The 12,835-nt window shown below is 61.5% G+C and carries 10 protein-coding genes; 8 read left to right on the top strand and 2 right to left on the bottom strand.

The annotated features are described in order from the left end of the window. Window positions 1-117 precede the first annotated feature (117 nt). Window positions 118-2,157 (bottom strand): oligopeptidase A, encoded by a 2,040-nt coding sequence (gene prlC / locus ACN0RV_RS18790; RefSeq protein WP_417350057.1) that lies wholly within the window; start codon window positions 2,155-2,157, stop codon window positions 118-120. A 399-nt stretch (window positions 2,158-2,556) separates the two neighbouring features. On the opposite strand from prlC, the gene ACN0RV_RS18785 reads away from it, so the two are divergent. The 8 genes from ACN0RV_RS18785 (at window position 2,557) to gorA (ending at window position 12,468) form a co-directional block, all read left to right on the top strand. Next, a complete protein-coding gene (locus ACN0RV_RS18785) occupies window positions 2,557-3,249 on the top strand; it encodes a hypothetical protein (protein ID WP_417350056.1) in 693 nt (230 codons plus the stop codon). Between the two features lie 130 nt (window positions 3,250-3,379). Beyond that, window positions 3,380-3,742, top strand: coding sequence for a hypothetical protein (locus tag ACN0RV_RS18780; RefSeq protein ID WP_417350054.1), 363 nt, complete (start codon window positions 3,380-3,382; stop codon window positions 3,740-3,742). A 175-nt stretch (window positions 3,743-3,917) separates the two neighbouring features. Beyond that, entirely contained in the window at window positions 3,918-5,225 is a 1,308-nt protein-coding gene (locus tag ACN0RV_RS18775) for a TolC family protein (protein WP_417350052.1), read from the top strand. After that, entirely contained in the window at window positions 5,222-6,457 is a 1,236-nt protein-coding gene (locus tag ACN0RV_RS18770; RefSeq protein ID WP_417350050.1) for an efflux RND transporter periplasmic adaptor subunit, read from the top strand. Before ACN0RV_RS18775 ends, ACN0RV_RS18770 begins: the two co-directional genes overlap by 4 nt. A 9-nt stretch (window positions 6,458-6,466) precedes the next feature. Continuing rightward, on the top strand, window positions 6,467-9,619 hold the full coding sequence (locus ACN0RV_RS18765) for an efflux RND transporter permease subunit (protein ID WP_417350048.1): 3,153 nt from the start codon (window positions 6,467-6,469) through the stop codon (window positions 9,617-9,619). Window positions 9,620-9,688: 69 nt separating this feature from the next. Beyond that, complete coding sequence (locus ACN0RV_RS18760) at window positions 9,689-10,378, top strand: HupE/UreJ family protein (RefSeq protein WP_417350046.1); 690 nt, start codon at window positions 9,689-9,691, stop codon at window positions 10,376-10,378. A gap of 20 nt (window positions 10,379-10,398) precedes the next feature. Continuing rightward, window positions 10,399-10,947, top strand: a complete 549-nt coding sequence (locus ACN0RV_RS18755; RefSeq protein WP_417350044.1) for a hypothetical protein — start codon at window positions 10,399-10,401, stop codon at window positions 10,945-10,947. 165 nt (window positions 10,948-11,112) lie between these two features. After that, window positions 11,113-12,468 (top strand): glutathione-disulfide reductase, encoded by a 1,356-nt coding sequence (gene gorA / locus ACN0RV_RS18750; RefSeq protein ID WP_417350042.1) that lies wholly within the window; start codon window positions 11,113-11,115, stop codon window positions 12,466-12,468. A 64-nt stretch (window positions 12,469-12,532) separates the two neighbouring features. On the opposite strand, the gene ACN0RV_RS18745 is transcribed toward gorA, so the two are convergent. Further along, window positions 12,533-12,790: a hypothetical protein gene (locus ACN0RV_RS18745; protein ID WP_417350040.1), complete on the bottom strand. Its 258-nt coding sequence runs from the start codon at window positions 12,788-12,790 to the stop codon at window positions 12,533-12,535. Window positions 12,791-12,835 lie beyond the last annotated feature (45 nt).

The raw sequence follows: 12,835 nt of genomic DNA, 5'->3' as shown, positions 1-12,835 counted from the left end.
GAGTGCGCTTACGCCTTGCTATTGTTGGTTTGCCCATAATAGGTCTCCAATGTGTAAACCTATTTCAGGACGGGACATCCCCCCCAAAAAAAGAGGCCCGATTCGGCCTCTTTCTGTTTAGGCGGCGATGCCGCTGTGACGCAGCAGGGCATCGATCTCCGGCTCCCGGCCGCGGAACCGCTTGAACAGCTCCATGGGTTCCTCACTGCCACCGCGCTCCAGGATGCAATCGAGGAAGTCGGCGCCCACCTGCTGGCTGAAGATCCCCTCCTCCTCGAAACGGCTGAAGGCATCGGCGGACAGCACCTCGGCCCACTTGTAGCTGTAGTAGCCGGCCGCATAGCCTCCGGCGAAGATGTGACTGAAGCCATGCTGGAAGCGGTTAAACTCAGGCGCCTTGATCACCGACACCTGATCCCGCACCTCGTTCAGGGTCTGCTGAATCCGGTCACCCAGCTCAGGCTGGTATTCCAGATGCAGGCGGAAATCGAACAGGGAGAACTCCAGCTGGCGCACCATCACCATGGCGCTTTGGTAGTTCTTGGCCGCCATCATCTTCTCCAGCATTTCGTGGGGCAGAGGCTCGCCACTCTCATAGTGGCCGGAGATAAAGGCCAGCGCCTCCTCCTGCCAGCACCAGTTCTCCAGGAACTGGCTGGGCAGCTCCACCGCATCCCAGGGCACCCCGTTGATGCCGGCGACGCTGCTGGCGTCCACCTTGGTCAGCATATGGTGGATGCCATGGCCAAACTCATGGAACAGGGTCACCACCTCATCATGGGTAAACAGGGCGGGCTTATCTCCCACTGGGCCATTGAAGTTGCAGGTCAGGTAGGCCACCGGGCTCTGCAAACCCGCCGTGCGCAGGCGGCGGCCGCGGCAGTCGTCCATCCAGGCGCCGCCACGCTTGTTCTGACGGGCAAACAGATCCAGGTAGAAGCTGCCGCGCAGTTCACCCTGGGCATCATGGATGTCGAAATAACGCACATCCTCATGCCAGACATCCACCCCCTGCACTTCAGATACGGTGACACCGAACAGCTTCTCGACGGTGGAGAACAGGCCGTTGAGCACCTGCTCCTGGGGGAAGTAGGGGCGCAACTGTTCATCGGAGATGCTGTACAGGTGCTGCTTCTGCTTCTCCGAGAAGTAAGCGATGTCCCAGGCGTTCAAAGCCTGGGCACCATGATGTTCTTTGGCGTAGGCGGTCAGCTGCTTCAACTCCTCCTGTGCCTGAGGACGGGAACGAAGCGCCAGCTCATTGAGGAAGGAGACCACCTGCGCCGGCTCCTCCGCCATCTTGGTGGCCAGAGACATGTCCGCATAACTGCCGAACTCCAGCAGGCCCGCCAGTTCATGCTTGAGGGAGAGCATCTCCGCCATCAGGGGTGAGTTATCAAACTCGCCCCCGTTGGGGCCCTGATCCGACGCCCGGGTACAGTAGGCGGTATAGACCTCCTGGCGAAGCTCGGCGTCATCGGCGTAGGTCATCACCGCGATGTAGGAGGGGAACTCCAGAGTCAGCAGGTAACCCTCATGGCCGCGCTGTTCGGCAGTCTGACGAGCGGCAGCAATGGCGCTGTCCGGCAAGCCCGCCAACTGAGCCACATCGGTCACCTGCTTGGTCCAGGCATTGGTGGCATCCAGCACCCGATTGGCGTACTGGCTGGAGAGCTCGGACAGGCGCATGCGAATGTCGCCAAAGCGCTTCTGCTTCGCCTCATCCAGGCCAATGCCGGAGAGTTCAAAATCACGCAGGGCGTTATCGATCACCTTCTTCTGCGCCAGGGTCAGAGCCTCATAGTGCTCGGACTCTTTCAGAGATTTGTAGGCTTCATACAGCCCCTTATGCTGACCCACCCAGGTGCCGTACTCTGACAGGGCCGGCAGGCAGGCATCGTGAGCTTCCCGCAACTCATCGTTGCTGACCACAGAGTTCATGTGGCTGACCGGCGACCAGATCTTACCCAGATGATCGTCCGCCTCTTCCAGAGGCTCCACCAGGCTGTCCCAGGTATAGGGCGCGCCAGCGGCAACCACCTGCTCCACCTTCTCACGACAGGCAGTCAGGGCCCGCTCCACCGCTTCCTGAACGTGTTCCGGTCTGATGGCTGAGAACTGAGGCAATTGATCCGTGTGCATCAAAGGGTTGGTCATGGGAACTCCTAGTTGGTCTGTGCTTCCCGCATTTAAGGGTAGTGTCTCCAGACAACATGGGGCGCAGCCAGGACAAAAACAAGGTGTTACCCAAAACTTTGCCCTCGACAAATAAATGAGTTGCCGATTGAGTTCACACTCTTCCAACTCCAAACTGTGTGAAGATTTTTAAATTGTTATTACTTGTGGCAATGTTGAAATATAAACTTTCTTTTACAAAAGCTTACAGAGTAAAACCCTGCATTTTGACCTCTGTAGAAACCATATTTGTGACACGAGCCGGATTATCCCCTCTCCCCACTAAGGTTTTCGGGAGACCTCTCACAGAACAGGACGGCCAATAAGAATAGAATCCATTCTCACTCGCAATCACAATGTACCAGCGAATAGGAAAATACAATGAAATCCATCCTGACCACCAGCATAGTGTTGGCGCTGGCCAGCTTCTCAGTTGCTGCAGCAGATTATGAAGTGGACTTTGGCTACGACTCCAAGTACATCTCCGAAGGTCGTGACAACCTCGAACAAGGCGGCATCTACTGGCTCAATGGTGCCGCCGGGTTCGAAAACGGCATTACCCTGTCCGCCGCCTATGGCTACGCCGCCGACTCCAGTGTCGACTACGATGAGCTGAATCTTGGTATCGAATACGGCTTTGAAGTAGGTGATTTCAGCTTCTACGGCAGCTACACCCGACTCGAGTTCTTCGAAGATGATGAGTCAGACAACGAACTGGGCGCCGGAATTGCCTACGCCGGCTTGGAGTGGTTCGAGCCCTTTGTAGACTACGTATACAGCACCGAAGCCGAAGGTGGCTTTCTGGAGATCGGCATCCAGCGGGAGTTCGCCATCAACGAGGCCATCACCTTCACCCCTTATGTGATTGCTGCGTTCGATTACGGCTACGCCAGTGCGGCACACGACGGCACCAACCACTCCACTTACGGAGCCACCCTGGCATACCAGCTCAACGACACCTGGGCGATCAACGCCATTGTTGAGCATCAGGAAGGGCACAGAGACGTAGAGTTGGATTTGGGCCACAGTTCGGGCCACCTTTGGGGCGGCCTTCACTTCGTCGCCGCATTCTAGCCATTATTGGGGGCGCCCTTTGGCCCCCTTTTTTCACCTGGTTACAACTCACCCCGTAGATCCGCCCCCAAAACTCTGGTTAAATGTTCGCCCCAGTCCGAATCGGACTCAAAGAACCTGAGAAAGCACATTGTTTAGTCGCCAACGTCAATGGCAATGCCGCAGTATCAAAACACTGGCCCTGGTGCTGGTGGTGTTGCTGAGCCAGCTGTTTGGCGACAACAACGTCTTCACCCTGCACCACCCGGAGGGTGAACACCCCTTTGGCGTGCAGGTACTCCATGCCCATGATCAACACAGCCACCATCAACATGAGTGCGACTGTTGCCAGCCTTCGGATCATGAACATGCCGACCATGTGCACTGCAGCTGCCATCCGCCACAGGGCGAGTATATGGCCATCGATGTTGCCCAGTCCGGCACTGTCCCCTTTACGCTGATCCACTATCGCAGCCTGGGTTATGCGCCGCCGATCCCACCTCCCAACGCCTGACACTCCCCAGTGCGTGTAGACCTTTGTTGGCGGGTTTAGAGCTCGTCTGACCGTTTCGTCGCGTTCTTCGGACGCCGGCCTGACTCTGCACACCAAAGATACACACGCCGTACTCCAACAACCCATTTGTATCGAGTCGGGACGCCCTGCGTTTCGACTAACGGAGTGTACCGTTTTGAACACAATCCGACTCCCCGTGCGGATGGCAATCCTGCTGTCTGCACTGGGCCTGTGGCTGGCGCCGGTTGGCGCCCAGGCCAGGCCTGATGACACCTCTGGCAGTCTGACCCTGCCCCAGGCTCTGCAGCAGAGCCTGCTGCACAACCCGGCGCTGAAGCGCTACCCCTATGACCTGAGGGTGACTGACGCCCTCTCCCTACAAGCCGGCATCCGCCCCACCCCCCAACTCGGGGTCAAGGTGGAGGATCTGCTGGGCAGCGGCGATTTAAGTGGCTCCCAGGCGATGGTGACTACCCTCTCCCTCAGCCAACTGGTGGAGCTGGGTGACAAACGCCAGCGCCGTCTGGACCTGGCACTAAGCCAGGGTGGCCAGCAACAGTTGGCGTTCGAACAGCAAAAACTGGAGGTGCTGGCCGACACAACCCGCCTGTTCTATCAACAGCTGAGGTTGCAGGCCCTGCTGGACTGGAGCACACAGCGGATTCAGCGGGAGCAGCACGCCCTGGACACCATCCGCCAGCGCGCCGATGCCGGTGCGGTGATGCAGGCGGACGTCGCCAAGATGGCACTGCGTCTCAGCCGTTCTCAAACCCTGAACCACAAGCTGGAGGGTGAACTGCGCCAGGCCAGGCGTCGCCTGGCCAGCCAATGGGCTGCCGAGCCCGGCTTTGACCAGGTGACGGGCGCCCTTCGCTTGCCTGCCACCCTGCCGGACAGCACCCACATCCTGGATGCCCTGGCAACGGCCCCCGCCTACCTGGAGCAGCAAGGACTGACCAGGGTCCTCCAGGCCAAAGCGCGACTGGAGGAAGCCAAAAACCAGTACGACCTCACCCTGGAAGCCGGCGTCAAGCACAACGCCGCCCTGGAAGATGCCGCCCTGACCCTGTCGGTCTCCCTGCCCCTGACCCTGACGCCGCCCAACCAAGGGGGGCTGCTGGCCGCCAAAGAGCAGGCGCAGTGGCAACTGGACCGGCAGGCGCTGCTGCTGACCCAGCTACGCCTTACCCTGGAGGAGATGCTTCAGGGGCTGACCAACAACGCCGAGCAGGCACACAGGCTGAAACACCAGCTGCTGCCTCAGGCCCAAACCCTGCTTGATCAGAGTCTCACCGCCTACAACGCCGGTCGCATCAGTGTGCTTCAGCTTGCGGATGCCCAGGAGGAGCTGTTCGCGGTGGAGCGCGACCTGATTGAAGCCCGTTACGCCGCCCTGACCCAACTGCTGGAGATGGAGCGCCTCACTGGCCGCCCCATGACCCCGGCTCACCCTTCCCTTCTCACCCAGGAGATCCAGCCATGACTATCAAGCAACTGGTGATCGCCATGGCGATCGCCACCACCCCCATGATGCCCCTGACCGCCATCGCAGGCGGAGGACATCACCACGACGAGCACGCCGAGCCTGAGGAAGCCAAGGGCCCCCACGGCGGCAAGCTGGTGCACACCGACGGCCTGGATCTGGAGATCACCGTGTTCGAGCGGGGCACCCCGCCGGAGATGCGCATCTACGCCTACCTCCAGGGTCAGCCCATCGATCCGGGACAGGTCGACCTGCAGGTGCTGTTGGGGCGCCTCGGTGGCAGGGTAGACACCCTGAGCTTCTCCCCGGAGAAGGACTATCTGGTGAGCAACCAGACCGTGGTAGAACCCCACTCCTTCGATGTGTCCATCACCGCTGGCTACAACGGCAACAGCTACAGTGCCAGCTACGACAGTTATGAGGGTCGCACCGAGATCAGCGACCGCATTCTGGCACTCTCCGGCGTCGAGACCGAAACCGCTGGCCCCCAGACCCTGACCTTCGGCAACACCCTGTTTGGCATTGTCGCCCCCATCACTCACAACCAGTTCAGCGTCAGTGCCCCCTACGACGGTATTGTCGACGAGGTGAAGGTGCAGGTGGGCGACCGGGTCACCCAGGGGCAGGTGCTGGCCATGGTGCGTAACAGCGACACCCTGCAGCGCTACCCCGTCGTCAGCCCGGGTGACGGTGAAGTGTTGGAGCAGCTGCTTAACCGGGGTGACCACACCAATGGCAGCGCCCTGGTACGCCTGGGGGATCTCTCCAGGGTGTGGGTGGAGCTGTCCGCCTTCCCCACCGACATGGAGACCTTGAAGACCGGCCTGCCGGTAACGGTGACCGACACCCATGGCGATCTCAGCCAACTGGGCAACGTCAGCTACATCGCCCCGGTGATGACCGGCGGCCACATCGCCCGGGTACGGGCGCAGATGGACAACAGCGACGGTCATTGGCGCCCCGGCATGCACGTCAAGGCCCGGGTTCAGACCCGGACCAGAGAGGTGCCCCTGGCGGTCAAGGTGGACGCCCTGCAGAGTTTCCGCGACATGCCCGTGGTGTTTGCCCGTTACGGCAACACCTTCGAAGTACGCATGGTGGAGCTGGGCGAGCGGGATGGTGACTACATCGAAGTGCTGGGCGGACTGGAGCCGGGCACCGAGTACGTCACCGTCAACAGCTACCTGATGAAAGCCGACGTCCTCAAAGACGCCGCCAAACACGACCACTAAGGAGGCATAATGGATAGCATAATCGCCTTCGCCCTGCGCAGGCGCTGGTTTGTACTGGCCCTGACCCTGGCCATCGCCGGTTTCGGGGTGTTCAACGCCCTGAAACTGCCCATTGACGCCGTACCGGACATCACCAATGTTCAGGTCCAGGTCAACACCATGGCTCCGGGCTACTCGCCACTGGAGTCGGAGCAGAGGATCACCTACGTGGTGGAGAATGCCATGGCGGGCATCCCCAGCCTGGATTACACCCGTTCGGTCTCCAAGTACGGCCTTTCCCAGGTGACGGTGATCTTCGAGGAGGGCACCGACATCTACTGGGCCCGCCAGCAGATCAGCGAACGTCTCCAGGGAGTGCGCAGCGATCTGCCCGCCGGAGTTGAGCCGGCCCTGGGACCGGTGGCCAGCGGATTGGGGGAGATCTTCACCTACACCGTCAGCGCCGAAGAGGGCGCCCTCAAGGAGGATGGTACCCCCTACAACGCCGAAGATCTGCGCACCATCCAGGACTGGATCATCCGGCCCCAACTGGTGAAAGTGCCCGGGGTGACCGAGATCAACAGCATCGGCGGCTACCAGCGAGAGTACCAGGTAGCGCCGGACCCGGCAAAACTGCTCTCCTTCGCCCTCACCATGGAGGATGTGATCCAGGCGCTGGAGGCCAACAACCTCAATGCTGGTGCAGGCTATGTGGAGCGCAATGGCAACCAGTGGCTGGTGCGCTCCCCGGGCCAGCTCAGCAACCTGGATGAGATCCGCGACGTAGTGGTTGCCAAGCGCGACGATGCCCCGGTGCGGGTTCGTGACCTGGCCCGGGTGTTCTACGGCAAGGAGATGCGCACCGGCGCAGCCACCCAGAATGGCAAGGAAACTGTGTTGGGCACCGCCTTCATGCTGATCGGCGAGAACAGCCGGCTGGTGGCCAAGGCGGTGGGTGACAAACTCGAGGAGGTCAACGCCAGCCTGCCCCAGGGCGTCGTGGTCGAAGCGGTGTACGACCGCACCACCCTGGTGGACCAGACCATCGCCACCGTGGAGAAAAACCTGTTCGAAGGGGCGGTGCTGGTGATCGTGGTGCTGTTCGCCCTGCTGGGCAACTTCCGCGCCGCCTTTATCGCCGCCCTGGTGATCCCCCTGAGCATGCTGTTTGCCATCAGTGGCATGGCCGCCAACAAGGTGTCCGGCAACCTGATGAGTCTGGGAGCCATCGATTTCGGGGTGATCGTCGACGGCGCGGTGATCGTGGTGGAAAACGCCCTGAGGCGATTGGGCCTGGCCCAGAAGCAGCATGGCCGCCTGCTCACCCTGGAGGAGCGGCTGCAGGTGGTGGCCAGCGCCACCCGGGAAGTGTTCCGCCCGGCGGTATTCGGCGTGCTGATCATCATGCTGGTGTATCTGCCCATCTTTGCCCTCTCCGGTGTGGAAGGGAAGATGTTCCACCCCATGGCCTTTACCGTGGTGGCCGCCCTGCTCGGCGCGCTGATCTTCGCCGTCACCTTTGTCCCCGCCGCCGTGGCGCTGCTGGTGCGCGGCAAGGTGAATGAGGAGGAGAACTGGCTGATGCGCGGCGCCCGCCGCCTCTATCTGCCGCTGCTGACCCAGGGGATGAAGTTCCCCGCCCTGCTGCTCACCCTGGCCCTGGGACTGGTGCTCGCCTCTGGATGGCAGGTGCGCCATCTGGGCGCCGAGTTCCTACCCCAGCTGGACGAAGGGGACCTGGCGGTCCATGCCCTGAGGATCACCGGCACCGGCCTGGAGCAGTCGGTCAAGATGCAGATGGAGCTGGAAAGCATCATCTCCACCCTGCCCGAAGTGGAGCGGGTGTTCTCCAAGATCGGTACCCCTGAGGTGGCCACCGACCCCATGCCCCCCAGCGTGGCAGACACCTACCTGATGCTGAAGCCTCAGGAGCAGTGGCCCAACCCCGCCAAGAGCAAGGAGCAGTTTGTCTCCGAAGTCAGAGAACTGGTGGAGGAGGTTCCGGGCAACAAGTATGAGTTCACCCAGCCCATTGAGATGCGCTTCAACGAACTGATCGCCGGGGTGCGCACCGACGTGGCACTGAGGATCTACGGCGATGACCTGGAACAACTCAAGGAGGCGGGAGAGCGGGCCACCGGCCTGATGGCCGCCATCAAGGGTGCCAAGGATGTGCGCCTGTCGGAGATGTCCGGCCTGCCCATGCTGTCCATAGAGCCGGACCGGTATCACCTGGCCCTGCTGGGGCTGACCATCGCCGATGTCCAGCGACAGGTTCAGACCGCCATCGCCGGCACCCAGACCGGTCTCATCTATGAAGGGGACAAACGCTTCAGACTGATGGTGCGCATGGAGGAGGAGATAGGCCGGGATCTGGCCCTGCTGGCCAACCTGCCTATCCCGGTGGACAGCGCCGAAGCCCCGGAGCTGACCTATGTGCCCCTAGGAGAGGTGGCACAACTGGTGCAGACCGTGGGCCCCAACAAGATTGACCGTCAGAGCGGCAAACGCCACGTCATCGTCACCGCCAACGTCGAGGGGCGGGACCTGGCCGGCTTCATCCGCGAAGCCAAAGGGGTGATGGCCAGTCAGCTGGAGATGCCCAGTGGCTACTGGCTGGAGTATGGCGGCACCTTCGAGCAACTGGAATCCGCCAGCCAGCGACTGATGCTGGTGGTGCCCCTGACCCTGGCACTGATCTTCGGCCTGCTCTACAGCGCCTTCAACTCTGTCAGGGACTCGCTCATCGTCTTCACCGGGGTGCCCCTGGCCCTCACGGGCGGGGTGCTGGCCCTGACCCTGAGGGAGATGCCGCTGTCGATCTCCGCCGCCGTGGGCTTCATCGCCCTCTCCGGCATCGCCGTACTGAACGGGGTGGTGATGCTCTCCTTCATCAAGGAGCTGAGGGAGAAGGGGATGGCCCTGGCCGTGGCGGTGCGACAGGGGGCCAGCCAGCGACTGCGCCCCGTGCTAATGACCGCTCTGGTGGCCAGCCTGGGCTTTGTGCCCATGGCCCTGAATAGCGGCACCGGCGCCGAGGTGCAGAGGCCGCTGGCCACAGTGGTGATTGGCGGCATCGCCTCCTCCACCCTGCTGACCCTGTTGGTGCTGCCGGTGCTCTATCTGCTGGTCTACCGCTTGTCCGACCGCAAAGTGGTCGCTGCCGAGGCTGAGACCGCTTAAGGTATCGCCATAACCACAAAGAGACGGGGGCTCAGCCCCCGTCCAGATCAATAAAAATGGAGCATTTTCATGACGCCATCTCTATGGCCAAGAACCCTGGTACTGGTGCTGGCCACCCTGACCTCTTTCTCCCTGTGGGCACACGGGGTGGATGAGGATACCCGCCAGTTCCTGACCCAGAGCCAGGGGATCGCCCTGATCCCCTACCTCTACATCGGCGCCAAACATATGGTCACCGGGTACGATCATCTGCTGTTCCTAGTGGGAGTGATCTTCTTCCTGTTCCGCGCCCGTGATGTGCTGCTCTACGTCAGCCTGTTCACCCTGGGCCACAGCATCACCCTGCTGTACGGGGTGCTGGCAGACATCCAGGTGAACCCCTACCTGGTGGACGCCATCATCGGCCTCTCCATCGTCTATAAGGGATTCGACAACCTGGGCGGCTTCAAGCGACTGCTGGGCTACCAGCCCAACACCAAGGCGGCGGTGATCATCTTCGGCCTGTTTCATGGTTTCGGTCTGGCCACCAAGATCCAGGAGTTCCAGCTGCCGGACGACGGCCTGGTGGCCAACATCCTCGCCTTCAACCTGGGGGTGGAGCTGGGACAGTTTGCCGCCCTGGGGCTGGTGCTGATCCTGATGAGCGCCTGGCGCCGTCACCCCAGCTACTTCCAGTTTGCCACCGTCAGCAACACCCTGCTGATGAGTGGCGGCCTGATGCTGATGGGCTTTCAGCTCACCGGCTACTTCACCAACTAGACAGATAAAGAGGTAACCCCATGACTCAACCAAAGATTCCTGTGCACTCCGCCGCCACTCTGGTGAAAGCCAGCATCGCAGCCTCCGCCCTGGCAGCAGTGGTTCTGACCACCTGCATCCTGCCCGCCGAGTACGGCATCGACCCCACGGGTGCCGGCAGCGCCCTGGGCCTGACCGTCCTGTCCGAGGCCCAGGCAGCCCCCCAGCAGGAGGTGCTCTTGGCTCAGCCCCAGTTCGACCGGGGCAGCAAGGCGCAGCGTCAAGACCAGGTCAGCATCTCCATTCCCGCCGGCAAGGGGTTGGAATACAAGCTGCTGATGGACCAGTACGCCCACCTGGAGTACGAGTGGCAGACCAACGGCACTCCCCTCTACTTCGATTTCCACGGCGAACCGGAAGGCGACACCACCGGCTACTTCGAGAGCTTTGCCATCACCACCTCAGACAGGATGAAGGGCTCATTGACCACCCCCTTCGCCGGCTCCCACGGCTGGTACTGGAAAAACCGCTCCGGCAAGCCGGTGGAGGTGACCCTCACCATCAAGGGCAGTTACACCATCAAGGGCTAGGCCCGAAGGAACCGGTGCGGCTAACTGCCCCTTCGGCGGAGGCCTTGTGCCTCCGCCTAAACCGATTGAATCAATCCCTTGTTTTCGTTTGAGACCGGCCCCAGATCAGAGTACAACTTAGGCTAGTTATGCCAATTTACAGCTCACCATCAAAGGATTTTTCCCATGGCTCAGCAATTTGACTATATCGTTCTCGGTGCCGGCAGCGGCGGCATCGCTTCCGCCAACCGGGCCGCCATGCGCGGCGCCAAGGTGCTGCTTATCGAGGCCAAGCACCTAGGTGGAACCTGCGTGAACGTCGGTTGCGTGCCGAAGAAGGTGATGTGGTTCGGCGCCCAGGTGGCGGAAGCGGTCAACCTGTACGGGCCGGACTACGGTTTCGACCTCACCCTCAACAAGTTCGACTGGGGCAAGCTGGTGGAGAGCCGCGAGGCCTACATCGACCGCATCCACGGCGGCTACAACCGTGGCCTGGACGCCAACGGCGTCACCCTGGTCAATGGCTTCGGCAAGTTTGTCGATGAGCGCACCATCGAGGTGAACGGCGAGCACTACACCGCCCCGAACATCCTGATCGCCACCGGCGGTCGCCCCACCATCCCCAGCATTCCCGGCGCCGAGCACGGCATCGACTCCAACGGCTTCTTCGCCCTCACCGAGCAGCCCAAGCGGGTGGCGGTGATTGGCGCCGGCTACATCGCCGTGGAACTGGCCGGGGTACTGCACTCCCTGGGCAGCGAAACCCACCTGCTGGTGCGCAAGCATGCGCCCCTGCGCAGCTTCGATCCGCTGATCACTCAGACCCTGGTGGAGCTGATGGAGAAGGAGGGGCCCACCCTGCACACCCACTCCATCCCCAGCGAGGTGGTCAAGGAAGCAGACGGCAGCCTGACCCTGAAGCTGGAGAACGGCAACAGCCTCAATGTGGACAGCCTGATCTGGGCCATCGGCCGCGAACCCGCCACCGACGTCATCAACATCGAGGCGGCCGGGGTCAAGGTCAACGAGCGTGGCTTTATCCCGGTGGATGAATTCCAGAACACCAATGTGCCCGGCATCCACGCCGTGGGTGACATCATGGAGGGGGGCATCGAGCTGACTCCAGTGGCGGTCAAGGCGGGTCGCCAGCTGTCCGAGCGCCTGTTCGGCAACCAGCCCAACGCCAAGATGGACTACTCCCTGGTCCCCACCGTAGTGTTCAGCCATCCGGCCATCGGCACCATCGGCCTCACCGAACCTCAGGCCGTGGAGCAGTATGGCGAGGAGAACGTCAGGGTGTACACCTCTGGCTTTGCCGCCATGTACACCGCGGTCACCGCCCACCGCCAACAGACCCAGATGAAACTGGTGTGCGCCGGCCCCGAGGAGAAGATCGTCGGCCTGCACGGCATCGGTTTCGGTATGGATGAGATCCTTCAGGGTTTCGCCGTGGCCATCAAGATGGGCGCCACCAAGGCGGACTTCGACAACACCGTGGCCCTGCACCCCACCAGCGCCGAAGAGTTTGTTACCATGCGCTAAGCGCAGAAACAGAAAGCAAAAAGCCGCTCCTTTGAGCGGCTTTTTTGTGCCAATCACCCAGGCGTTATTCAACCCTGTCCACCTGCAGCTGGATGGTCATCACCCACACATCTCGGCTCATCTCAGAGGGGTTCTCGATGATCTCCACCGCCACCCCCTCATCCGGCAGGTCCAGCCCCAGCTGCACCACCTGTTGGAGCAGCTTGTCCCACACCGCAAAGTAAGCAGTCTCCGACGCCAGGGCCACCCGACAGCAGAGGTACTCTCCCTCGGGCAACGGGCGAATGACCCCGCTGCCGCTGGCCGCGGGCGTCTCATCCATCAGCACACCGATGTCCAGCTGGTAATCAAACAGGCTGGTGGTGAA

Origin of the sequence: Ferrimonas sp. (assembly GCF_048263965.1) — a bacterium.
Taxonomy (GTDB): domain Bacteria; phylum Pseudomonadota; class Gammaproteobacteria; order Enterobacterales; family Shewanellaceae; genus Ferrimonas.
This window is presented reverse-complemented; position numbering and strand designations above follow the sequence as displayed.

What these genes read in the sequence shown, in the direction of transcription:
- prlC (WP_417350057.1), bottom strand. Translation starts at nt 2,157, where the DNA reads ATGACCAACCCTTTGATGCACACGGATCAATTGCCTCAGTTCTCAGCC.
- ACN0RV_RS18785 (WP_417350056.1), top strand. Translation starts at nt 2,557, where the DNA reads ATGAAATCCATCCTGACCACCAGCATAGTGTTGGCGCTGGCCAGCTTC.
- ACN0RV_RS18770 (WP_417350050.1), top strand. Translation starts at nt 5,222, where the DNA reads ATGACTATCAAGCAACTGGTGATCGCCATGGCGATCGCCACCACCCCC.
- ACN0RV_RS18765 (WP_417350048.1), top strand. Translation starts at nt 6,467, where the DNA reads ATGGATAGCATAATCGCCTTCGCCCTGCGCAGGCGCTGGTTTGTACTG.
- ACN0RV_RS18760 (WP_417350046.1), top strand. Translation starts at nt 9,689, where the DNA reads ATGACGCCATCTCTATGGCCAAGAACCCTGGTACTGGTGCTGGCCACC.
- ACN0RV_RS18755 (WP_417350044.1), top strand. Translation starts at nt 10,399, where the DNA reads ATGACTCAACCAAAGATTCCTGTGCACTCCGCCGCCACTCTGGTGAAA.
- gorA (WP_417350042.1), top strand. Translation starts at nt 11,113, where the DNA reads ATGGCTCAGCAATTTGACTATATCGTTCTCGGTGCCGGCAGCGGCGGC.
- ACN0RV_RS18745 (WP_417350040.1), bottom strand. Translation starts at nt 12,790, where the DNA reads ATGGATGAGACGCCCGCGGCCAGCGGCAGCGGGGTCATTCGCCCGTTG.